Origin of the sequence: Actinoallomurus soli, assembly GCF_024055715.1 — a bacterium.
Lineage (GTDB): Bacteria > Actinomycetota > Actinomycetes > Streptosporangiales > Streptosporangiaceae > Actinoallomurus > Actinoallomurus soli.
This window is the reverse complement of the sequence record NZ_JAMXMV010000017.1, coordinates 133,319-155,674: the sequence shown is the minus strand read 5'-3', so window position 1 is coordinate 155,674 and position 22,356 is coordinate 133,319. Positions and strand designations below refer to the sequence as shown.

The 22,356-nt window shown below is 70.2% G+C and carries 25 protein-coding genes; 16 read left to right on the top strand and 9 right to left on the bottom strand.

Annotated features, from left to right (window positions below; all coding sequences use genetic code 11):
• Positions 1-7 precede the first annotated feature (7 nt).
• A complete protein-coding gene (locus tag NDW01_RS32560) occupies positions 8-607 on the top strand; it encodes a hypothetical protein (RefSeq protein WP_252828187.1) in 600 nt (199 codons plus the stop codon).
• Here NDW01_RS32560 and NDW01_RS32555 read toward each other — a convergent pair.
• Positions 588-1,784, bottom strand: coding sequence for a hypothetical protein (locus NDW01_RS32555; protein WP_252828186.1), 1,197 nt, complete (start codon positions 1,782-1,784; stop codon positions 588-590). The two genes, NDW01_RS32560 and NDW01_RS32555, sit on opposite strands and share 20 nt — an antisense overlap.
• A gap of 196 nt (positions 1,785-1,980) precedes the next feature.
• Entirely contained in the window at positions 1,981-2,304 is a 324-nt protein-coding gene (locus NDW01_RS32550; protein ID WP_256513598.1) for a helix-turn-helix transcriptional regulator, read from the bottom strand.
• A gap of 172 nt (positions 2,305-2,476) precedes the next feature.
• Here NDW01_RS32550 and NDW01_RS32545 point away from each other — a divergent pair, with 172 nt between their 5' ends.
• From NDW01_RS32545 to NDW01_RS32530, 4 genes are all read left to right on the top strand, one after another.
• Positions 2,477-2,818 carry an STAS domain-containing protein gene (locus tag NDW01_RS32545; RefSeq protein WP_252828185.1) on the top strand — a complete coding sequence of 114 codons (342 nt, stop codon included), beginning with the start codon at positions 2,477-2,479 and terminating at the stop codon, positions 2,816-2,818.
• Positions 2,819-3,017: 199 nt separating this feature from the next.
• Positions 3,018-4,406, top strand: a complete 1,389-nt coding sequence (locus tag NDW01_RS32540) for a WXG100-like domain-containing protein (RefSeq protein ID WP_252828184.1) — start codon at positions 3,018-3,020, stop codon at positions 4,404-4,406.
• A 25-nt stretch (positions 4,407-4,431) separates the two neighbouring features.
• Entirely contained in the window at positions 4,432-4,866 is a 435-nt protein-coding gene (locus tag NDW01_RS32535; RefSeq protein WP_252828183.1) for a hypothetical protein, read from the top strand.
• 160 nt (positions 4,867-5,026) lie between these two features.
• On the top strand, positions 5,027-5,521 hold the full coding sequence (locus NDW01_RS32530; protein ID WP_252828182.1) for an ATP-binding protein: 495 nt from the start codon (positions 5,027-5,029) through the stop codon (positions 5,519-5,521).
• A 24-nt stretch (positions 5,522-5,545) separates the two neighbouring features.
• On the opposite strand, the gene NDW01_RS32525 is transcribed toward NDW01_RS32530, so the two are convergent.
• On the bottom strand, positions 5,546-6,001 hold the full coding sequence (locus NDW01_RS32525) for a MarR family winged helix-turn-helix transcriptional regulator (protein ID WP_252828181.1): 456 nt from the start codon (positions 5,999-6,001) through the stop codon (positions 5,546-5,548).
• 97 nt (positions 6,002-6,098) lie between these two features.
• On the opposite strand from NDW01_RS32525, the gene NDW01_RS32520 reads away from it, so the two are divergent.
• On the top strand, positions 6,099-8,174 hold the full coding sequence (locus NDW01_RS32520) for an MFS transporter (RefSeq protein ID WP_252828180.1): 2,076 nt from the start codon (positions 6,099-6,101) through the stop codon (positions 8,172-8,174).
• Between the two features lie 42 nt (positions 8,175-8,216).
• Here NDW01_RS32520 and NDW01_RS32515 read toward each other — a convergent pair whose 3' ends face one another.
• Positions 8,217-8,711 (bottom strand): GNAT family N-acetyltransferase, encoded by a 495-nt coding sequence (locus NDW01_RS32515; protein WP_252828179.1) that lies wholly within the window; start codon positions 8,709-8,711, stop codon positions 8,217-8,219.
• A gap of 132 nt (positions 8,712-8,843) precedes the next feature.
• Here NDW01_RS32515 and NDW01_RS32510 point away from each other — a divergent pair, with 132 nt between their 5' ends.
• Both NDW01_RS32510 and NDW01_RS32505 read left to right on the top strand, forming a co-directional pair.
• Complete coding sequence (locus tag NDW01_RS32510; protein ID WP_252828178.1) at positions 8,844-8,987, top strand: hypothetical protein; 144 nt, start codon at positions 8,844-8,846, stop codon at positions 8,985-8,987.
• Complete coding sequence (locus NDW01_RS32505; RefSeq protein ID WP_252828177.1) at positions 8,984-9,766, top strand: SDR family NAD(P)-dependent oxidoreductase; 783 nt, start codon at positions 8,984-8,986, stop codon at positions 9,764-9,766. Before NDW01_RS32510 ends, NDW01_RS32505 begins: the two co-directional genes overlap by 4 nt.
• Positions 9,767-9,860: 94 nt before the next feature.
• On the opposite strand, the gene NDW01_RS32500 is transcribed toward NDW01_RS32505, so the two are convergent.
• Entirely contained in the window at positions 9,861-11,453 is a 1,593-nt protein-coding gene (locus NDW01_RS32500) for an MFS transporter (RefSeq protein ID WP_252828176.1), read from the bottom strand.
• Positions 11,454-11,524: 71 nt separating this feature from the next.
• Positions 11,525-12,160 carry a class I SAM-dependent methyltransferase gene (locus NDW01_RS32495; protein ID WP_252828175.1) on the bottom strand — a complete coding sequence of 212 codons (636 nt, stop codon included), beginning with the start codon at positions 12,158-12,160 and terminating at the stop codon, positions 11,525-11,527.
• 86 nt (positions 12,161-12,246) lie between these two features.
• Here NDW01_RS32495 and NDW01_RS32490 point away from each other — a divergent pair, with 86 nt between their 5' ends.
• Both NDW01_RS32490 and NDW01_RS32485 read left to right on the top strand, forming a co-directional pair.
• Positions 12,247-12,843 carry a helix-turn-helix domain-containing protein gene (locus NDW01_RS32490; protein ID WP_252828174.1) on the top strand — a complete coding sequence of 199 codons (597 nt, stop codon included), beginning with the start codon at positions 12,247-12,249 and terminating at the stop codon, positions 12,841-12,843.
• 219 nt (positions 12,844-13,062) lie between these two features.
• Positions 13,063-13,521, top strand: a complete 459-nt coding sequence (locus NDW01_RS32485) for a Scr1 family TA system antitoxin-like transcriptional regulator (protein ID WP_252828173.1) — start codon at positions 13,063-13,065, stop codon at positions 13,519-13,521.
• Here NDW01_RS32485 and NDW01_RS32480 read toward each other — a convergent pair.
• Positions 13,462-13,794: a cupin domain-containing protein gene (locus NDW01_RS32480; RefSeq protein ID WP_252828172.1), complete on the bottom strand. Its 333-nt coding sequence runs from the start codon at positions 13,792-13,794 to the stop codon at positions 13,462-13,464. The two genes, NDW01_RS32485 and NDW01_RS32480, sit on opposite strands and share 60 nt — an antisense overlap.
• Before the next feature lie 71 nt (positions 13,795-13,865).
• Here NDW01_RS32480 and NDW01_RS32475 point away from each other — a divergent pair, with 71 nt between their 5' ends.
• Entirely contained in the window at positions 13,866-14,816 is a 951-nt protein-coding gene (locus NDW01_RS32475) for a helix-turn-helix domain-containing protein (protein ID WP_252828171.1), read from the top strand.
• 300 nt (positions 14,817-15,116) lie between these two features.
• Positions 15,117-16,343, top strand: coding sequence for a pentapeptide repeat-containing protein (locus tag NDW01_RS32470; RefSeq protein ID WP_252828170.1), 1,227 nt, complete (start codon positions 15,117-15,119; stop codon positions 16,341-16,343).
• Positions 16,344-16,568: 225 nt separating this feature from the next.
• Here the strand turns inward: NDW01_RS32470 and NDW01_RS32465 are convergent, their stop codons facing one another.
• Both NDW01_RS32465 and soxR read right to left on the bottom strand, forming a co-directional pair.
• Positions 16,569-17,318, bottom strand: coding sequence for an alpha/beta fold hydrolase (locus tag NDW01_RS32465; RefSeq protein ID WP_252828169.1), 750 nt, complete (start codon positions 17,316-17,318; stop codon positions 16,569-16,571).
• Positions 17,319-17,437: 119 nt separating this feature from the next.
• Positions 17,438-17,896: a redox-sensitive transcriptional activator SoxR gene (gene soxR / locus NDW01_RS32460; RefSeq protein ID WP_252828168.1), complete on the bottom strand. Its 459-nt coding sequence runs from the start codon at positions 17,894-17,896 to the stop codon at positions 17,438-17,440.
• A 109-nt stretch (positions 17,897-18,005) separates the two neighbouring features.
• Here soxR and NDW01_RS32455 point away from each other — a divergent pair, with 109 nt between their 5' ends.
• From NDW01_RS32455 to NDW01_RS32440, 4 genes are all read left to right on the top strand, one after another.
• Entirely contained in the window at positions 18,006-18,605 is a 600-nt protein-coding gene (locus NDW01_RS32455; protein ID WP_252828167.1) for an NADPH-dependent FMN reductase, read from the top strand.
• Positions 18,606-18,636: 31 nt separating this feature from the next.
• Entirely contained in the window at positions 18,637-20,136 is a 1,500-nt protein-coding gene (locus NDW01_RS32450; protein WP_252828166.1) for a DHA2 family efflux MFS transporter permease subunit, read from the top strand.
• Positions 20,133-20,984, top strand: a complete 852-nt coding sequence (locus NDW01_RS32445; protein ID WP_252828165.1) for a patatin-like phospholipase family protein — start codon at positions 20,133-20,135, stop codon at positions 20,982-20,984. Before NDW01_RS32450 ends, NDW01_RS32445 begins: the two co-directional genes overlap by 4 nt.
• 158 nt (positions 20,985-21,142) lie before the next feature.
• Positions 21,143-22,342, top strand: coding sequence for a cytochrome P450 (locus tag NDW01_RS32440; RefSeq protein ID WP_252828164.1), 1,200 nt, complete (start codon positions 21,143-21,145; stop codon positions 22,340-22,342).
• The last annotated feature ends 14 nt before the right edge of the window (positions 22,343-22,356 follow it).

Sequence of the window (22,356 nt, the reverse complement as noted above, 5' to 3'; positions counted from 1 at the left end):
GTCCGCCATGACGGCGACCGGGTCCCGAGCGGCCCTTCCCCCCAGCACCGTCCGGCCCGCGGCCCTGCTGGCCGACGTACGAATGCGGGGCGTCGAGGTGACCATGGCCTACGTTCCCGACGAGGCGGAGCGGCGGCGGCGGGCGGCCGCCGGGCTGACCGGCGTGACCCGCGCCGACCTGCTCGACGTTCTGCTGGGGCTGCCGGCCGGGGCGACCGTCCCCTGGACCGCCTTGTCGGCCAGGGAGCGGCGGGCCGTCCGCGAGCTCCCGCCCGGATGCGCCGACCTCACGCCGACGGGCGTCGTACGGCGGCTGCGGCGTCCCCTGCGCCCCGAGCTCGCCATCGTCCGGGCGGCGTCCTGGCGGGCCGGCCTCGACCGCGCCGGGCGGTTCGGCGCGTACTGCGCGCGCCTGGTCGTCCTGCCGGGCCCGCCCGCCGACCTCGGCGAGGCGCGGGCGGAGGCCGACTACTGGGGGGTCGGGCTCGTCGCCGGCACCGAGGTCATCGTGCCCCCTGAACCCTTCGGGAGCCGGGCGCACACGCCCGCCGGCTGGGTGTTCGCCGAGGAGCTCCACCTGCGAACGCTCAGGGCCGCGCCGGCGTGACCCACCCGGCCGTCGCGGAGGCGGTGTCCTCACCGGCCCAGAGCCACAGCGACTCCGGCGGCACGAACACCGGCTCCCGCGCCCGTACGGAGGTGTTGTAGCGGGCGTGCGCGGCGATCGCGTCCCGGCAGAGCCGCCGCCAGTAACGGCGACGGCCGTCCGGCGAGTCGGGGTGGACGAGGTTGCGCGCCCACTCGGTCCAGACCGCGACGCCGTGCAGGCGCGCGTCCTTCCAGTCCTCCTGCCGGAGGAAGCTCACGATGCTCCGGCCGCCGCAGCGGGCGCAGCGGCACGGCGGCGCCGGCCGGTCGCCGAAGCGTTCGGCGAGCACGCTGCCCCGCACGTACGCGAGGAGGTCGGGCACCAGGACGCCGGGCGACCGGTCGTCCCCGTTCGCCGGTCCGTACACCGCGGCCTCGTCCGGCGGGACGATCCGCCGCAGCGCGCCGCTGGTCCCGATCGAGGCGGCCAGGCAACCCTGCGCCACCGCGTCGAGCCCCGCCAGATCCGTACGGAACAGAGCGACGTCCGGGACCTCGGTGACGAGGCGGCGCAGGCCGAGCAGGCCGTTCATCATCCGCCGCGGCGGGTCCGGCCGGCCGCCCAGCATCACCGCCTTCGCGATCGGCGCCTGGGCGAGCACGCCGATCGCCTTGTCGATCAGCCCCGGCGCCAGCCATCCGGCGTCCAGGGGAAGCGACAGGATGACGTCGTCGCGGCCCAGGCCGACCGCGCCCTCGATCGCCGCCTCCACGGCACCGAAGTCCGCCGCCCGCAGGTACCCGGTGGGAGTGAGCGCCGCGTCCGCGCCCGCGTCGATCTGCCCCTGGACGCGCTCCTCCAGGGTGATCTCCATCAGCCCGTCGCCGCCGTCGTCGAACGGGCGATCGCGGGTGGCGACCTTCGCCTCCGCCGCCGCGAGGTCGAACAGGATCGGGCCGCCGAACGCCTGCTCCTCCCGGCACCGCCGGGCCGCCCGCACCGGGTTGGCACCGGTCAGCACCAGACCGCCGCCCGTGCCGACGAGCGCCGCGAGGTCGGAGGCGTCCGACGGACGGGCATGCGCGAAGACCCGGCCGGCCAGCACCGCGACGGCGCCACCGCGGGCTCTTCCTCCCGCCCCCATCGACTCGCCGGACGCCTGGACTCGCCGGACCGGCGGAACCGGACGACGCATCGTGCGCAATCACCTCAGGAAGTGAAGGCGGAACTCCACTCTCGACGGTGCGCGACGATAACCGCGTAGTCAATGCCCAGGTCGGCCCGGCTTCGGTAAAGCGATGGCCGTGCGGGCCTCGAGCCGGGTCGGCGAGGTCCCGGGGCGGCGCGCTCGCGAACCCCTCGATCGCCGGTTCGATCGACGAGAACGGCCCCTACTCGGGGTCCCGGCTCTCCTCCCGGTGCGTGAACAGGGAGAGCAGACCCTCGATACGGTGATCGGCCTCGGCCGGATGACGGAAGCGACGTGTCGGATCGATCGTGTAGTGGTTGCGCCGGCCGACGCGGGTCCGGGTGAGATAACCCGCGGCCTCGAGGTCGGTCACGATCGTCTGGGCGGCCCGCTCGGTGATGCCCGCGACGGCCGCCATGTCCCGCAGCCTCGCCTGTGGGTTCCGGGCGATCTCCAGAAGTACGCGAGCGTGATTCGTCAGAAAGGTCCAGTGCCGGATGGGTCCACCATCCGCGGGCGTGCCCATGGTGCTCCTCATGCGATCCGCGTTCGGGCCGGTCACCGTGCTGCCCGGGGACGCAAATCAGGAAGTTCGTTTCCGGTATCGGTTGACGTGGTTCTCTCCTCCAGGCATGCTCGGGACATGCGGATTAACAGGCGGCCCCTACGAGCGCACCCTCGTGATGTTAGTGGCCGTCATGGCAGAACGTAACGGACACACGGCAGAAACGATCATGCCGGGCGCGAGCCTCGTCCTGTACGAGGACCGCCAACTCAGGATCATCCAGGTGACACCCCCGGACACGGTGCTTCTGAGGGGCGACGTCGACGTCACCAACAGCCCCGCCCTCGCCGACGCGCTCGCCCGCGTCGCGGCGGAGTGGGGGAACGTGACGGTCGACACCGAGGGCCTTCACTTCATCGACGTCTCCGGCTGGCGCATCCTCGTGGGCCCCGGCTCCCGCCGCGGCCCCCGGCCCCGGCTGCTGAACATCGCTCCCTGCGTCCACCGCCTGAACCAGCGCATGAACGCCCTCTGACCGGCTCCGGTTTCCCGCCCTTGACAGTCAAGCGGCGATGCGGTGATTCTGATCAGCCAGTGCATCGCGCTGAGGGGGGCACGAACGGTGGCCGAGCGCATCAATGGCTCATCGGGGATCAGTACGGCCTGCTCGCGAGACCCGTGATGTGGCCTACGGCATGAGCACACCGCGTAAGTCGCCTCCTCCGGCGCCGCGAGTGGACATCACACCGGAGACGGTGGATCGGGCGGCGGCCAACTTCGCAACCGGGCAGCAGGATCTGATCAGGACGTATACGACGCTGTCGCAGAAGCTGGCCGCGCACTCGGCGGGGATGGCGGGATTCGACAAGGCGGCCCATCAATTAGCGGCGTTCTATGATCCGGCGGCGAAGGCCGCCTTCCAGGCGTTCCACACCGCGATCGAGGCTTTGGGCGGCACCTCACTGGGGCTGACCCAGACGATCAACAATCATCTGGCCGCCGACCACCATTCGCGCGCCGACAACCCCGGCGACCCACCGCCGCAGTATCCGGTGCATCCGGTGACACAGAACTTCGCCGTGGCCGCCGCCCCTCCGTCGGTGATCGGAGCGATGAGCTGGGCGCCGCACACCACCGTGCCGCTCATTCGCGTCAGACTTCCACATCTGCCCGGATGGGTCGACGACCTCATCGGCACTTCGGACGACTGGCCGCAGGGCAACCCCCAGATGTTCGACCAGACGGGCGACGCCTGGAGCGAGGCCGCGAAGGAGATCGGACAGATCGCATCGTGGCTCGACTGGACCATCACCACGATCCTCGATCCCGCGGACAACGCCGAACACAGCGCGGTCGCCGACTACTGGGCCACCCTTTACCGCCCCGCCGACTCCACCACCGTCCTGTCCGGCCTGTCCACCATGTGCCAGGCCCTGGCCCATGCCTGTCACGAGTACGCGCAGGCCATTCGCGATGCCACCAAGATCGTCACTGGTGAGCACATCGCCGAGATCATCATCCTGCTCAGCGCCGAAGCGGCCGCAGGCCTCTTACGGAGGGCGCTGGGGCCCCTTCTTCGCCGTGCCGGCGCCTTCATGCTCCGCTCCGTCACCGGCATCGCCACACGCTGGGCCATCCGCGAAACACTCGCCGACCTTCTCAAAGCCATCGCCGACACGAAGATCGTCACGGTGGTGAAAGCCGGATTCGACAAGACGGTCGGCCGCGCGCTGGGCAAGGAGTTGGACAGGGCACAGACGTTCGCCGACTCCGAACTCGCCAAGACCGCGGACACCCCGGCCAAGCGAGGTATCGCGTACGAGAAGTACTTGAGAGAAAAGCTGGGCGGAGAGGAGTCGTTCAAGGCGGCCAACAGGCAGTTCGACGGTAAATACGTCGGCACACAAGGACAAACATGGTTCGAGGCCAAGTCAGGCGAGTACTGGAAACGAATACTCGAGAATCAGAAAGATTACAATAAATTCCTATCCCAAACCGGGAATCAGCTACAGATCACCCAGCACGAAGGGGTGGGGTTCGAAATAATCTCAGAGAACCCAATCCCCGAAAAGGTGATGAACTGGCTGAACAAAAAGGGGATCCCTTATCGCGTGATACCATAAGACGCGACAGAAAGGATGGCAGGCGATGGGGCGTTCGAGAAGCATTGATCTACAGTTCGGATCGCAGTTGAGCGTCGCGCGCGTGCTCGAACGTCTCGCTTCCGCAGGCTGGCAGGCCGCACACGATAGCACTTTCGATGGCAAGATCAATTTTATGACCGGTGACTTCGATTGGAATCTCTGCGTCGCCGCCGACTACGACGATGTCGTACGCAAGATGGATGATGATCTCTCGCAGGGCTCACCGACCGCGATCGCTCTCTGGCTGCCGGACGGCACTGGCATCAATCTGTTGTTCCACGACGACCGATCGAGTCTAACGATTGAGCCGGGAGCGAATCGGCGCGAGTTGCCCGGGGCGCCCGAGGTCACCGACCTCGCCTGGTACTTCACGCGAACGGTGCCATGCCTGGCGGATCTCGGCCTCGACGGTCTCACCGCGATCGATGGCTACGAGTGAACCGAGTCCGGCCTTCGTCTCATCCCGGCCGGGTTCGATGAGCCATCGGCCATGGCAAGGTCAGGTGCCGCCCGGCGGACACGCTCGATCGTAGCCCCAGAAGGCGCCTTCCTCGGCAGAAGAATCTAGAATCACGGCAAGCAGAGGAACGGCGGCGGCAATGACCGAAGATATCCGGATATGCATGCCCGCATGCGCGACGGCACCCGGCTTCGCGCGCACGTTGCTGATGCGTCGCCTCAAAAAGTGGAACTATTCTCACATTTCAGACGACGCGGCTCTTATAGCAGCCGAATTGGTGACGAATGCCGTGAAAGCGACTCCCGGCGAGATCATCCGCTTCGTATGCCGCTGGGAGTACGGCGCGCTCTACATCGCCGTGTGGGACCGCAGTCCGGGCCGTCCCGCACCGCCCCCCACAGCCGACCCGGCCCTCGGCGATCCGACCGACCTCGACTTCGACACGAACGGGCATCGGGGGCTGCAGATCGTGGACGCACTCGCCCTGGAGTGGGGATACCGCCCCGATCCCGCCGATCCGAGCGCCGACCCGTCCTACCGCGGCAAATGGGTCTGGGCCCGCGCCGCCGCTCCTCCCTCATCGGAGGATCGCAGCACCGCGGGCACCCTGCCTCTATCGGCCGGAGAGGAATAGCGTCACCGGCCGACCGGCCGGAGGTCAGGAGTCGGCGATGCGACTCAACAGGTCCGCCGCGCGGGCGAGGGTGGCGCGCTCCTCGGGGTCGAGCCGGGCGAGTTGGCGGTTGAGCCAGTCCTGCCGGGCGGCGAGGGCGGCGTCGGCCTGAGCCCTGCCGTCGCGCGTGGGCACGAACAGGACGCGGCGCCCGTCGGACGGGTCCTTCTCGCGGGTCGCGTAGCCGCCGGCGACGAGTCGGTTGACGGTCTGACTCATCGAACCCGGGGTGACGCGCGCACGGTTGCTGAGCTCGGTGAGCGTGAGGGGTCCGTGCTTGCACAGAGCGGCCAGGGCGAGCACGGCGGCGTCGCCGATCTCGCCTTCGGCGCGCTCGGATCGGAAGCGGCTGTAGACGCGGGCGACCGCGGCGCGCAGCGCGGTGCCCAGCTCCGGCACGTCATGGTCGCCGCTCAACGGTCCACTTGCCCGCTCATCCATGAGTCCTTAGTATGCCAAAAGAAAAATCCTTAGTTATACAAAAGAGCTACGTGGCGGGCCGTCCCCGACGCCTTCCGTCACGGACTGAAGAGGTCCCATGCCCGACCCCCTCCCCCTGGCCGGCGACACGGCGAAGCCCGACGGGCCGCCCGCGCGGGCGCCCGAGGCCGCGTTCGGCCTGCGCTTCACGCTGCCGCTCATGCTGGGAACCACCCTGAACCCGGTCAACAGCTCGATGATCGCGACCGGGCTGGCAGCGATCGCGGCCGACTTCCACGTCGGCCCGGGGCAGGCGGCGGGCCTGGTCGCTGTGCTCTACCTGTGCAGCGCGGTCATGCAGCCCACCATGGGCAAGCTCGCCACCCTGTACGGTCCGCGCAGGATCTTCCTGACCGGTGTGGCCATCCTGCTGGTCGGCGGTGTCATCGGCGGTCTCGCCCCGGCCTTCGGCCTCCTGCTGCTGTCGCGGGCCCTGATCGGGGTCGGCTCCTCGGCCTGCTACCCGTCGGCGATGGCACTGGTACGGCGCCGCGCCGAGCGCCTGGCCACCGGCGTTCCGAGCGTGGTGCTGGGCAACTTCTCCATCGCGTCCCAGGTCGTGACCGTCGTAGGGCTGCCGGTCGGCGGCGTGCTGGCGGGGGTGTTCGGCTGGCGGGCACTGTTCTTCGTGAACGTTCCCCTCGCCCTGATCACGCTCGGCTTCGCGGCCCGCCAGGTCGAGCAGGATCCGCCGCCCCGCCGGAGCCGGGGTCTCACCGGCATCCTCGCCGATGTCGACCTCGCGGGCATCGTCCTGTTCGCCGCCTGCGTCGTGAGCCTGCTCATCTTCCTCGACGACCTCGAACGGCCCGCGTGGCCGCTCGCCGGCCTCGCGGCGGCGACGGCCGCCGCGCTGGTCCTCTGGGAGCGCCGCGCAGTGTCGCCGCTGATCGACGTGCGCGCTCTCGCGCGGAGCGGCGCGCTGCGGCGCACGTACCTGCGCCAGACGACGACGGGCCTCGGGGTCTACACGGCCATATACGCCATCACCCAGTGGCTCGAGGGCAGCGCGGGCTACGGCTCCTCCCGGGTGGGGGTGATCATGCTGCCGCTCTCGCTGGTCAGCATGGTTCTCGCCCGCGTCGTCGCGAAGCGCGGCTGGGTCCGCCGGCCCCTGACGCTCGGCGCGCTCGCCATGGCCGGCGGCGGGCTGACGATGGCGGCCGCCCGTCACGATGCCGGGATCGGTCTCCCCCTGGCCATGACCGTGCTGTTCGGGTGCACCAACGGCCTGAGCAACCTCGCCAACCAGACCACCCTGTACGTGCAGACACCGGCCGACGGCATCGCCGTCGCCTCAGGCCTGTTCCGCACCTTCGCCTACATCGGCGCGATCTTCTCCTCCAGCCTCATCGGGATCGCCTTCGGCGACCGGGTCACTGACACCGGCTTTCACCACCTGGGCTGGGTCGTCGTGGGTCTCGGCGCGTTCACCGCGCTGGTCACCGCCCTGGACCGCCGAGTCCCGATCAGCGTCGCCGGAAGGCGCGGGGAGCGGGCCTCGGCCTCCCAGAGCCCTCCGGCGACTCCGCATCCGACAAAGGAAGGCCCCCCTGTGCACCTCAGAATCCTCGCGCTGCTGCTGACCCCCCTCGGGATGCTCCTGCGCCGCAAACGCGCCGGCACCGAGCACAGCGTCCGGAACGCCCCCGAGCTCGCCGCGCCGCGGACGTTCGAGCTGACCTCCCCCTCCTTCGACCACGGCGGGACGATCCCCCTCCGGCACGCCACGATGGATCTGGGGCCCAACCTCTCCCCCGAGCTGCGATGGGCCGGGTTGCCCGAGGGCACGGCCCAGCTCCTCCTCGTCATGGAGGACATCGACGTGCCGACGGCCCGGCCCGGCCTCCACCTCGCCGCTCTCCTCCCACCCGACCCGGCGTACGTCGAGGAGGGAGCGCTCACGCCGGACAATCCCCGCGTCCGCTACCTGCCCGACCATCGCGGCCGCACCGGCTACCAGGGCCCGCGCCCGCTGCCGGGCCACGGCGTGCACCGCTACGGCTTCCACCTCTTCGCCCTGGACGAGGTCATGGTCGACGACGCGACCGACGTGGATCTGCAGCGGCTGCTCCCCCACGTGGAAGGACACGTCCTGGCCGGCGCCTTCCTGGAGGGAATCCTCCGAGGCTGACCACCGCCGGCTCTGCAGCCGGTCCCCCGGCGCGATCAAGATCTATGGCTGGAGGTCGCGCTGGTACCAGGTGCCCGGCTTACCGCCGAGATCGGCCGGGGTGGCCGGGCCGACCGGGACGAACCCGGCCTTGGTCAGCACCTTCTGGGACGCGACGTTGGCGTGGGAGGTGGCCGCCCGCAGCGTGCGCAGCCCGTGCCGCGTCGCCGCGATCCGGCACAGTTCCCGGACGGTCGCGGTCGCCACACCGCGGCCGGCGACCTGCTGCGCGACCCGGTAGCCGAGTTTGGCAGTGCCGTCCTCGATGTCGTACAGGTTGAACCGCCCCAGAACCGAGCCGTCATCGGCGACGAGCACGTAGAAGGCACAGATGCCGGCCTCTTGCTCGGCCAACGAGGCGCTGTGCCGGTCGGGGTACCGGTCGAAGAACTCGTCGCCGCGGTCGGAGATCGAAGCAGCGAAGTAGGCGCGGTTCACCAGCTCGAATGCCAGGACCGCCGCGGCATGGCCGGCATGCAACTTCTCTAGCTCGGGCACCGCCCGACTCTACCCAGATGGCGCGCCGCGACGACCCGTCGCCCCATCCGGCCGATGCGCGTACGGCGAGCGCGCCACAGGCATCCGTGCGGAATACTGACTGCCTGTGACCTGATTGGAAAGGGAGGCGGGGTGGCCGAACAGGCACATCCTGCCGTGGACGAATCGTCAATGCAGTTCATCCGCCGCCACGACGACCAGTCCCAGACGCACGTGTCCGATATCACCCAGCCGGAATGGCTGGTCCTGCGGAGTAAGGACGAGATTCTCGCATGAGTGAGACAGCGATGCCCGGCGCTTCTGCGGCGCGAGGCTCGTGGGCCATGGTCACCGGTTCGACGAGCGGGATCGGGCGGGAGACCGCCCTACGGCTGGCCGAAGACGGATACTCGATCGTGGTCTGCGGCCGTGACAGCGGCCGCGCCGCCGAGACCCGGAAGCTGATCGAGGCGGCCGGAGGACGGGCGGTGGACCTGGTCGCCGACTTCAACGACCCCGCCGCGGTACGCGGCCTGGTCGCCGAGACGAATGAGGCCCTCGACGGCGCGCCCTTGGACGTGCTGGTCAACAATGCCGGCGGTGGCGGTTTCGCGCCGACCGAGGACACGTCAGAGGAGATGTTCGACACGGCGTTCAACCTGAACGTGAAGGCGCCGTACATCCTGGTGGGAGCGTTCGCGCCCGCCATGGCCCAGCGTGGCCGGGGAGCGATCGTCAACGTCGGCAGCCTCAGCACCACCATGGCGGCCTCGGGAACGAGCGCCTTCCAGGCCGCCAAGGCGGCTCTCAGCATGCTGACGAAGTCGTGGACCGCCGAGTACGGACCGCGCGGCGTGCGGGTCAACTCCGTCGATCCCGGCTACATCCTCACCCCGATCAACGAGCACATGCGCGACATGTACGGGGGCTATCTCGCCGGCTTGCCGGCGGGCCGAGGCGGCCGGCCGGAAGAAGTGGCCGAGGCCATCCGCTTCCTCGTCTCGCCCCGGGCCTCCTACATCCACGGCGCAGTGCTGACCGTGGACGGCGGCAAGAACGCGGTCGTCGCGATGTGAACCGTCAGGGTCCGCCTCGGCGGGAGGACGGTGCCCGTGGCCGACGAGGCCCGGGCGGCACCGGGCGTTCGTCGGACAACGGGGCTTCGGCGCGTCAGTGAGCGTCGATGAGCGCGTCGTCCGGCTCACGGCTGCCGCCGCCGGAACCCTCGGGCCGTTGCCGCGGACCGCGCAGGAGAACGTAGACGAAGAGGACCCCCATGACCGCCGCGCCGGCCCACATGGCCCGCTGCCAGCCGTCGACGAAGGACTCCTTGGCGGCTCGGGCCAGCGCCTGCGCCTGGGGACCGGCCTTGCCGGCGGCCGTGAGGGCCTTGACGACCCCTTCGCGGGCGGTGGCGGCGGCGTCGTCCGGCACTCCGTGCAGCCGGGTGTCGATGGCGCCGCGGTAGCCGGCGGTCAGGACCGCTCCGAGCAGCGCGACACCGAGTGCGGTGCCGAACTCCCGGGTGACGTCGTTGAGCGCGGACGCGACGCCTTGCCGCTCACGCGGCAGGGCGCTGGTGATGGCCTCGGTGGAGGGCGTCATCGTCAGGCCCATGCCGAGTCCCATGGCGAGCATGCCGGGGAGGATCGACAGGTAGCCGCCGTCGACGGAGACGAAGGTCGCCATGAGGACCAGCCCGGCGCCGCTCAGGAGGATCCCCGCGGCCATCGTCGAGCGACTGCCGAGGCGCACGGCCACCCTGGGGGCGAGGCCGGAGGCGACCATCATCAGCAGCGCCATCGGCATCAGCGCCAGGGTGGAGCGCAGGCCGGACCAGCCGAGCACCGCCTGGAAGTACGGGAACAGGACCACGAAGATCCCCGCCTGCACGCCGAAGACCGTCAGAAGCGACACGGATCCACTCGCGAGACCTCGCTCGCGGAACAGGCGGACATCGAGGAGCGGAGCCGGCCGGCGCAGCTCCCATGCCACGAATCCGGTGGCGGCGAGGACACCGACGAGGAGGCTCAGCAGCGTCGCGGGCGCGGTCCAGCCGCGTTCGGGACCTTCGTGGAGGAAGAGGACGAGCCCCACCACCGCGACGACGGATGCCAGCGACCCGACCGTGTCGAACGCGTGCCCCGACGCCTCCCGGGAGTTCGGGACGGAACGCAGGGTCATGACGACCGCGACGACGACGAGCACGACCGGCAGGACGAACAACCACCGCCAGCTCGCCACGTCGACCAGGACCGCCGACAGGTACATCCCCAGGATGCCTCCTCCGCCGGCGACGCCGGTCCACACGCCGATCGCCTTGGAGCGCTCCTCCTCCGGAAAGGTCGAGGTGATGACGGCGAGGGTGACCGGCATGATCATCGCCGCCCCCACCCCGCTCAGGAAGCGCGCGGCGAGCATGACCCCGGAGGACGGGGCGAGGCCGGCCGCCGCACTCGCCGCTCCGAAGACGACCAGGCCCGCGAGCAGCACCGGTCTGCGACCCCACCGGTCGCCCAGCGCGCCGAGCGGCAGGAGCGACGCGCCCAGACTGATCGCGTAGATGTTGATGAACCACAGGACCTCGGACTGGGAGGCGCCGAACGCGGCGGTGAGCTCCGGCTGCGCGACGTTCAGCCCGGACACCGAGGCGATGACCGCCATCAGCGCGACACAGACCGCGACCAGGACCGTCCGGCGTCGTCGCGCATCGTGGATGACCGGGTCGGGGACTCTCGCGTCCGTGGACGGGCTCGTACTCATGGCATTCCTCTCACGCGGGCAGGGGGTGTCGGCGCCGGATCAGCGTGCCCCGGCGCCGTCGGATCGTGGATTCAGCGGCGCCGGGTGGCGCGTACGACGACGTCGTCGAGGTGGACCGCCCGGCCCTCGGGGCCGGTGAGCGTGCGGGAGGGCTCTTCGGCGGTGACGATCTCCCACGTCTCGCCGTCCAGGCGCGCGGTGATGGCCGCGGCGGTGACCGACGCCTCGGCGGGCGGGTGGTGCCCGTGGCCGGTGGAGCCCGGGCCGTGCCGGTGCCCCACGATGAGCAGCGTGCCGCCGGGAGCCACCCATGCGGCGATGCGGTCGTAGAACTCCAGCTGCGGCATCGCCGGGTGGGCGTAGTGGGTCATGACCAGGTCGTACGGCGCGTCGGGGCGCCAGACGCTCAGATCGGCCTCGACCCACCGCAGGCGCTCGGTGGCCCCGCTCGCCGTCGCGCGTTCGGCGGCGCGGGCGAGGGCCTCGGCCGAGATGTCGGCCGCAGTGACGTGCCAGCCGTGAGAGGCGAGCCAGATCGCCTCGGCGCCGCCGCCGCAGCCCGCGTCCAGTGCCGTGCCCGGTGTCAGGCCGCCGGTCTCACGCGCGAGGTACGGGTTCGGCGGGTTGCCGCCCATGGTCCCCGGTCCCTCGACGCGCCCCTGCTGCCAGTGCCGCTCCCAGAAGTCCTTGTCGAAGTCGTACGTCATAGATCGTCCTCCTTGTTCGCGCTGGTCATGGTGCAGACGAACGCCGCAAATCCGCAAACGTTGTTGCCGAATGGCAAACTGGGGGGATGGACGAAGCCTTCGAGCGCACTCTCGACGCCGTGGGACCGAGGTTGAAGCACCTCCGGCTGCACCAGGGCGTCACGCTCGCCGATCTCGCGGCGGAGACCGGCATCTCCACCAGCACCCTGTCCCGGCTGGAGGCGGGGCTGCGGCGCCCCACGCTCGAGCAGCTGCTGCCGCTCGCCCGCGCGTACGGGGTCACGCTGGACGAGCTCGTCGACGCGCCACCGACCGGCGATCCCCGCGTCAACCTGCGTCCCATCTCCTGCGGCGACGGCGTGGTCATCCTGCCGCTGACCCGCAGGCCCGGAGGGATTCAGGCGTACAAGTTCGTCCTGCCGGCCGGAAGCGACGACGCCGAGCCCGAGCTGCGCACCCACGAGGGTTACGACTGGGCCTACGTCCTCAACGGAACGCTGCGTCTCGTCCTCGGGGAGCACGACCTCCTCCTCAGGCCCGGGGAGGCCGCGGAGTTCGACACACGCATCCCGCACTGGTTCGGGGCCACCAGCGCCGGCCCGGTCGAGTTCCTGAGCCTTATCGGGAAACAGGGCGAACGCGCGCACGTCCGCGCGGCCCCGAAACGCGGCGCGGCCGGGTGAGGAACCGGCGAGTCGTCTAGAGCGGTCTAGAGCGGTCTAGAGCGGTCTAGAGCGGTCACGGTATGGGGCCGGAGTGCCCGTCTAGGCGAGTTTTCGGGATTCCGCTGCGCTGCGTCTCAGAGGATCCACTCTCCGTAATAGCCGCTCACGCCGGACACAACGGGAGAGTCAATGACGGCCGTACGCGCTCCGCTCAACCCAAGGACGTCTCTCTGGCACATGCTGGCCTACCTGCTCCGATGGGAGCGCGAGAAGAACGGCCTCTCGCTGGTGCAGTGGGGAAAGATCGCCACCGCCGCACCATCGACCGTCTCCAACGTCGAAGCCGGCCGGAGAAAGATCGACGAGAGACAGGCGAAGATCCTCGACTGCCACTTCCAGACCGGCGGCCTCTTCGAACTGCTCCTCTGGTACGCCCAGAAAGGCCACAATCCCGACTGGGCTCAGTCGGTCATCGGATACGAGGCCATCGCCGGGGTGATCCGGATCTACCAAGGCCAGATCATTCCAGCGCCGTTTCAGACCGAGGATTACGCGCGGGCCCTGCTGCTGGCCAGCAGCGATCGGAGTCCACCGGCAGGCGGTATGGCGGCGCGAAGGCTCAGAGGGGACGGCTCGTTAGCCTTCCGGGTAGAACAGGAAAAGCGTGCAGCCCGTCGCCGTCTGGGGGACGTGTGAGGAGCCTGCCGGAGCGTGGATGAAAGAGCCTGCCGGGTAGTCGCGCTCGCCGTCGTTGAAGATGCCGGAGACGACGAAGACCTCCTCGGGACCTGGTTCGTGGACGTCGATCCCCTGCCAGCAGGTGTTCGCGTCCATCTCCAGCACGTAGGCCCCCGCACCATTGCCCCCTTTCCACAGCGGGCGCAGACGGATGCCCGGAAAGAGTTCACGGACCGGTGCGTCCTGGACGTTGGACCACACGTAGGCAGCGGTGCTCTGTTCTGTCGTCATGGGGCCAGCCTGGCGGGGCGACCACCACCGCGCCGAGTGTCAGGAAAGACGTGGAGCGGTACTTTTCCGCCATGCATCGCGTAACGGCACTCGTCCGCCCACCGCAATCGACCTTCGAACTCGCCTGCGCGGCGCAGGTCTTCGGGATCGAGCGGCCGGTACTTCCGGCGCGGTACGCCTTCAGCGTGTGCACGGAACGTCCCGGCCCGGTGGCGACGCTCGCGGCGTACGACATGCTCGTCACCGACGGCTTGGACGCGCTCGACCGGGCGGACACCGTGATCATCCCGGGCTGGCTGCCCATCGACAAGCCACCCTCACCTGCGGTCCTCCGGGCGCTCCGCCGCGCGCACTCCCGTGGCGCGCGGGTGGTCAGCATCTGCTCCGGCGCCTTCGCGCTCGCGCACGCCGGACTGCTGGACGGACGACGGGCGACCACGCACTGGGCGCAGGCCGACGAGCTCGCCGCGCGCTTCCCGAACATCCAGGTCGACTCGGACGTACTGTACGTGGACCACGGTGACGTCGCCACCAGCGCGGGCGCCGGGGCGGGCTTCGACCTGTGCATACACCTCGTACGCCGGGACCAGGGCGCCCGGTACGCCGCCCACATCGCGCGAACCATGGTCATGCCGCCCCATCGCGAGGGCGGCCAGTTGCAGTACTCGGCACCGCCACATCCCACCCAGATCGACGACACCCTCGCGCCGCTGTTGGAGTGGATCGCCGAAAGACTGAGCGAAACGATGACCGTCGAGACCATGGCCGCGCATACGGGCGTCTCAGCGCGTACCCTCACCCGGCGGTTCGTCGAACAGCTCGGCACGAGCCCAGGGCAGTGGCTGCTCGCCCAGCGCGTCGCCAGAGCCCAGGACCTCCTTGAGTCCACCGATCTCCCGCTGGACGCCATTGCCCGCCGCGTCGGTCTCTCCTCGGCAACCAACCTCCGCAGGCGTTTCCTGAACGTCCTGGGCACGACGCCCGGCGCCTACCGCCGAGCGTTCCAGGCCACGCCACGATGACGGCCGATCGACGCAACCGCCCACCGACGACATCCAACCGGCGGAACGCTCTCTCTGGACTGCGACGGAGATCGCCAGAGGCGACAGGTTCGAACGCCTTGTCGGGGTGAATCGTCTGATCTGAGATGGTCTTCACGGTACTGCCGCGATGCATGGTGGTGACTGGTGCTGACACCGATTCGACGACGCCGGGTTGTTCCGCGATCAGGCAATCAGGCCTTGAGACGCCTACGCATACGACCGCTTGCGGCCGGCTTTTGGATTCTGGCCGCCGCGGCGGCTGTCGGAGCGGCGATCTGGGTGACCACCGCCTTGCTGCTCGAAGTGGCGGCCGAGGTGCCGGCAGGGACGGAGCGGGCGAAGGTCAAGGTCGATGCGGTCAGGACCGGCCTGGCCGCCGGCGGCGGCGCCGGCGCGGCAGCCGGGCTGATGCTGGCGTTCCGTCGGCAGCGTCATCAGGAGGTCGCGGCCGCGTTGGCCGATCGCGATGCGGCCGAACGCCGGATCACGGAGTTGTACAACGCCGCCGCCGAGCAACTGGGCTCCGACAAGGCGCCCGTCCGCCTCACCGCCTTGTACACGCTCGAACGGCTCGCCAACGACAACTCCTCTCACCGACAGACCATCGTCAATATAATCTGCGCCTATCTACGGATGCCCTACACTCCTCATGATTCAGTCGACCGGCCGGATAAGCAGCGTCATTCGGCCTGGGGCTTGCTGGGGATCGGCAGGTACCGCGCCGAATTGGAAGCCTCGTCGACTGGACACACCGCAGCCGAAGAACGCGAGGTTCGCCTTGCCGCGCAGCGCATCCTGCGTACCCATTTGAACTCTAACGCCGAGGTTCACTGGGCGGGGCTGGCCTTGGACCTCGTCGGCGCTACCCTCATCACCTTCAGCCTTCGAAACTGTGCGCTGACCAGCGCCGACTTCACCCGCACCAACTTCGTGGGCAGCACCGATTTCACCAAGGCGGTCTTCGCCGGTTACGCTGACTTCACACGCGCCACCTTCACCAACCGCGCCTTCTTCGGCGACTCTACCTTCGGCACGGGCGGCCAGTTTGAAGAGGCGACCTTCGCCGATGGCGCATTTTTCGGTGGAGCGTCCTTCAACTCCGCTTTCTTCGGCGGCGCAATTTTCAATGGCAGCAGCGTTTCATTCATAGGTGCGACCTTCAAAGAAGGCGCCTGGTTCAGAACCGCGGCCCAGCCCGACGTCTCCTACTTCATCGGAGAGACGCTGGTCGGCGGGACGGGATACCGCGGCACCAAGTTCAACGGCGATGCTTACTTCGGCCGAGCGGTCTTCGGTCAGGCCGCCTGCTTTCGGGGAGCAGCCTTCGGGGGGATCGTTGATTTCGATAAGGCACATTTTGATCACCCCCCGGAATTGGCCGATGCCAGGATGACTGACGTTGGGCGAAACCACATTCTGCCCGCAGGCTGGCGGATCGAACGGGGCAGGGGGGCCAGCGGCCGACTTGTCGCTGACACAACGCCACGAGGCGGCCGAACAACGTAGGTGAACCCAGTCGCCGTGGTAGTGGCCTGGGCCTTGGGCCCGCGCAGCCATGAGCCGCCGCCGGCCGCCCAGCCCGCCAGCCTCGCCGTATCGCCGCCGCGGTGGTTTCGACATGCTCAGCGCCGAGAGTCTTCGTCGTTCAGACAACCGAAATCCACGGCCGTACACCAGCGACGGTGAGCAGGCACCGGGGCCCTCGACCGTTTCCTGGGCACGGAACCGTTGTCAGGCTTCCTTGCGGCGCGCGAGCAGGTTGAGCAGTTCGACGGCCACCGCGTCCGGGTCCTCGTAGACCGGGGTGTGTCCGGTGTCGAGCAGGCGCAGCCGCGCGCCCGGGATCGCCTCGGCCAGTTCCCGTGCCTGGTCCGGCGTTCTCGTCGGATCGTGCAGGCCGTGCAGCACGGTGACCGGACAATCGATTTCGGGCAGTGCCGGGGTGAGATCCAGGTCCCGCTGACTGCGCAGTGCGTCCAGCGCGGCCTGGACGGGGACCAAGGCGGCGTAGGCGAGCAGTTCGTCGCGGAAGGCCGGGTCGGGTGGCGTGGCGAATGACCGGTCCAGCACCCTGGCGTGCAGCTGCGGACCCCAGTCCGTGGTCAGCGAGGCCACGATGGCGTCCACGTCGCCATGGCCGCGCATGTGCGCGCCGGTGTCGACAAGGAGTAGGGCGGCCACCAGCCCGGGGTGTCCGGCCGCCAGGCGCAGCGCGATGGCGCCGCCGGTGGAATGCCCAACGACGATCACCGGCGTGCCGTGCCGCCGTGTGATGTGTGCGGCGAGCCGGTCGGCGACCGTGCCGAGGTCCCAGGGACCGGAGTCGGTCATCCAGGACACCGCGTCGAAATCGGCCTGTCCGGCCAGGCGCTGCGCCAGCGGCCGGAACACCGCGGGCGCGCACAACGTGCCCGGAACGGCCAGCACCACGGGCCGTCGTCCGGGCCGCTCGTACTCGACATGCGGAATCTGTGCCGCCACGGCCCGCCTCCTGGGGTTTCGCCAACGTGAGTCAGAACAGGGCGGTCACACGTTAGGGCACGCCGCAGCGCTTCTCGTCGCCAGGTTCCGGTCCACGTGGTCGCCGGGAACGCCGCGGGTCAGGGGGTCAGGAGGCGGCGGGGGCCCGGGCCCTGCTCGGCGAGCACGTCGTCCGGGTTGACGAGCGTGCACTGCTCGAAGGAGAGGCAGCCGCAGCCGATGCACTCGGTGAACCGGTCCCGCATTCGCTCCATCTTCGCGATGCGCTCGTTGACCTCCTGCTGCCAGTACTCGGAGACGCCGACCCAGAAGTCGCGGGTGAGCTCGGCGTCCGGCGGCAGCATGTTGAGGACGTGGCCGACGCAGTCGAGCGGCATGCCGACGCTCTGCGCGGCGCGGATGAAGGCGACCCGGCGCAGCGTCGTGCGGTGGTACCGGCGCTGATTGCCGCTGGTACGGCGGCTGTGGATGAGGCCCTGCCGTTCGTAGAAGCGCAGGGCCGAGGCGGCGACGCCACTGCGCTCGGAGAGCTCTCCGATCGTCAGCTCCTTGGCGATCTTCGGGCGCTGGTGATCCATACCGGGCAGCCTAGCTTGACTTGAACCTTTGTTTAAGTCCGATGGTGGTGCCCACGGCCGCCCCACCGGCGGTCGTGCCACCACCATCGAGACGAACAGGGGTTTCCTCATGTCCGAGAGCACCGAGCGGTTCAGGGTCGCCGTCATCATCGGGAGCGTCCGCGAAGGACGGTTCGGTACGACCGTCGCCGACTGGTTCGCGGACCGGGCCCGGCAGCGTACGGACGTCGAGGTCGACGTCATCGACCTGGCCGAGGTCGGGCTGCCGCTGACGTTCCCGGCGTTCGGGTCGGCGCCGGCGCCCGAGACGGCCCGCGCGCTGGAGAGGGTGACGCCGCGCCTCGCCGCGGCGGACGCGTTCGTCGTCGTGACGCCGGAGTACAACCACAGTTATCCGGCCTCGCTCAAGAACGTCATCGACTGGCATCACGCGGAGTGGCACGCCAAGCCGGTCGGCTTCGTGTCGTACGGGGGCCTGTCCGGCGGGCTGCGGGCGGTCGAGCATCTTCGCCCGGTCTTCGCCGAGGTGCACGCGGTCACGGTCCGCGAGACCGTCAGCTTCCACGGCGCCTGGGAGCGGTTCGACGCGGAGGGGCGGCCGGTCGATCCGGCCGGGTGCGACGCGGCCGCCAAGGCCCTGCTCGACCAGCTGCTGTGGTGGGCCCGCGCGCTGCGCGAGGCGCGCGCCGTCCGCCCGTACGCCGCCTGACGCCGAGCCTCATGTCCAAGGGGATGTTCCCATGACGACCGCCTCCACCTCTCAGCCCGGCACCCGCTCCCGGCCGCCGCGCGGCGCTCCCGCTCCGATGGCCGTCGCCATGGTCATCGTGCTCGGATCGATCATGACGGTCATCGACATGACCATCGTCAACGTCGCCCTCGGCCGGCTCTCCCAGAGTTTCCACGCGCCGGTCGCGACCATTCAGTGGGTGGCCACCGGGTACACCCTCGCGCTGGCCTCGGTGATCCCCGCCACGGCGTGGGCGGTCGGCCGGTTCGGCGCGAAGCGCGCCTACCTGGCGTCGATCGGGGTGTTCACCCTGGGCTCGGCGCTGGCGGGGCTCGCCTGGGACACGGGCTCGCTCATCGGCTTCCGCGCGCTGCAGGGTCTCGGCGGCGGGATGATCACGCCGCTGGCGATGACGATCGTCATCCGGGCCGCCGACCCGGAACGCCGGGGCCGGATGATGAGCGTGCTGGGCATTCCGGTCCTGATCGGGCCGCTGGCCGGGCCGATCCTCGGCGGCTGGCTGGTCGACAGCGCCTCCTGGCGCTGGATCTTCTTCATCAACCTCCCGCTCGGGGCGCTGGTGCTCCTGCTGGCCTGCCGGATCTTCCCGGCCGACATGCCTGAGCCGGGGCACCGCCTCGACGTTCCGGGCCTGCTGATGCTGTCTCCGGGGCTGGCCATCGCGATCTACGGGCTGACCGCCGGGGGTGAGCACGGCGACTTCGGCACCGCGAAGGTGCTCGTCCCGACTCTGGCGGGCGCCGCGCTGGTGGCCGGGTTCGTCGTCCGCGGTCTGACGGCCCGGCATCCGCTGATCGACCTGCGGCTGTTCCGGCGGCGGTCGTTCGCGGCCGCCGCCGGATCCCTGGTGTTCTTCACCTGCGCCTATTTCGGGTCGATGCTGCTGCTGCCGCTGTACTACCAGGTCGTACGGGGGCAGAGCGCGACCGCCTCCGGGCTGCTCGGCATCCCCCAGGTCCTGGCCACCGGCACCACCATGCAGATCGCCGGCCGGCTGATCGACAGGGTGTCCCCCAGGCGGCTGGTCCCCGTGGGGATCGCCCTGGCGAGCATCGGATTCCTCGTCTTCACCCCCCAGGTCCACGCCGACACGCCGTACTGGCACCTCCTCCTGCCGCTCGCCGTGACGGGCGTCGGGGTGGGAATGACGATCATGCCGGCGATGACGGCGGCGACCCGGAACGTCCCGAACGAGGAGGTTCCCGGCGCCAGCACGGCGCTGAACATCACCCAGCAGGTCTCCGCCGCGCTCGGCACGGCGCTGATCTCGGTCGTCCTCGCCGGGGCGATGCGCGACCGGCTGCCCGGCACCGCCGAGCGGGGCATCGGCGCGGTCCGGTCGCTCCCCGCGCCGGCCAGGCACGCGATCGCGCCTCCGCTGGCCGACGCATTCCAGCACACCTACGTCTGGGCCGTGGTCCTGATGGCCCTGGCCCTGCCGCCCGCGTTGTTCCTGCCGCGCCACTTCTCGAAAGGACGGAAGTCATGACCACGGCACTGGTGCTGGGGCCCGGCGGCGTCGTCGGCACGGCCTGGACGGCGGGCCTGATGGTCGGGTTGCGCCGGGCCGGTGTCGACCCGGCGGAGGCCGACCTGATCGTCGGCACCTCGGCGGGCGCGATCGTCGGCGCGATGCTCGCGACCGGCGGGGACCTCGAACGGTTGGGCACCCTGCCGCGGACCGGCACCGAGACATCAGGCCCGGTGGTGGATCCGGCGCGGTTGAACGAGGTGTTCGCCGTGCTGGGCGACCGGAGCCTGGACCCGGTGGAGGCGCGACGACGGGTCGGCCGGATCGCCCTCGCCGGGACGGGCGAGGAGGAGGCACACCGGTCCCGGATGGCCGCCCTGACCGGCACCGGCTGGCCGGACGGCCGGCTGCTGATCACGACCGTCGACGTCGAGTCCGGTGAGCGGCGGGTCTGGAGCCGCGACGACGGCGCGCCACTGGCGTCCGCCGTGGCGGCGAGTTGCGCCATGCCGGGCGTCTACCCGCCGATCACCCTCGGCGGCCGGCGGTACATGGACGGCGCGCTGGCCGGGGGCGTGAACGCGGACCTCGCCGCCGGCGCCGGGGCAGTGATCCTCGTCGAGCCGCTGGCCCACCTCCTTCCGCCGGAGGCGGCGGCCGCGACGCCCACCGTGCGGATCGTCCCCGACCGGGCGGCGATCGAGGCGTTCGGGCCCGACCTGCACGACCGTGCCGCCTCCCCGGCGTCGTACGAGGCGGGAGTCCGGCAGGCGGCCGGCGCCGCCGAGGCGATCCGGGACGCCGGGTCGGCGGCCCGGCTCCGCCCGGGCGGTCCCGAAGGTAAAACAGACCGGCGATCTATGTAAAACACACATATCTCGGCATAGGGTGGGAGATGTCGCTCGGCCGCCGTCCGGGTCGTACAGGGCCGCGGGCGGCCGGCGCCGGGAACACCGGCCGACCACTGACCGGCGCATCTCCGGTGTCGTATCCGCGGGCCGGGCCTGAGCGGAGGAGGTTCCCCTTGTCCGTTTCCACGCCGCCGTCGCTGCCGACACGCCGCGAGCGCCCCTTCGACCCGCCCCGGGAGTACCGCCTGCTGCGGGAGGAGGACCCGGTCAGCCGGCTCTCCTTCCCGGACGGCAAGGTCGGCTGGCTGCTCACCCGGCACGAGGACGTCCGGGCGATCCTCTCGGACCCGCGGTTCAGCTCGGACCGGCTGCGCGCCTCGTCCCCGGTGCGGGCGTTCCCCATACGCCCCGACGAGCCCGTCTTCCGCTCCGGGTCCTTCATCAGCATGGACGCCCCAGAGCACACGCGCTACCGGCGGATCCTCACCCGTTGGTTCACCACCCGGCGGATGCGCGAGCTGACCCCGCGGATCGAGCAGATCGTCGCCGAGCACCTCGACGCGATGGAGCGCACCGGGCCGCCCGCCGACCTGGTCCCCGCCTTCGCGCTGCCGATCCCCTCCCTCGTCATCTGCGAACTGCTCGGCGTGCCGTACGAGGACCGGGCCGCCTTCCAGGACTGGACCAGCATGCTGCTCAAGGTCGGCGCCGACCGGGACACGATCTTCGCGGCCCGCGACGCGATCTGGGACTACATCCGCGGCCTCATCGACCGCAAACGGCGCGAGCCCGACGACGCGCTGCTCAGCAGCCTGGTCCACGACCCGGACAACGGGCTGACGCCGGAGGAGCTGACCGGCGTCGGGCTGCTGCTGCTCGTGGCCGGGCACGAGACGACCGCCAACATGCTGGCTCTAGGGACCTTGACGCTACTGACCCATCCGGAGCAGCTGCGGGCGCTGCGCGAGCGGCCGGAGCTGATCGACGGCGCGGTCGAGGAGCTGCTGCGCTACCTCAGCATCATCCAGTTCGGGCTCGTGCGCGTCGCCCGGGAGGACGTGGAGATCGGCGGGCACCTCGTACGCGAGGGCGAGACCGTGGTCGCCGCGCTGTCCGCCGCGAACCGCGATCCCGAGCACTACCCCGATCCCGACCGGCTCGACATCACGCGGCCCCCGGCGCAGCACGTGGCCTTCGGTCACGGGTTCCACCAGTGCCTGGGCCAGCAGCTGGCCCGTTCCGAGATGAAGGTCGCCTACCCGGCGCTCTTCGCCCGCTTCCCCGGTCTTCGGCCGGCCGTGCCGCCCGAGGACGTGCCGCTGCGGGACGACATGGTCATCTACGGGGCCTACAGCCTGCCGCTCACCTGGTGAACGACCGGCCCGCC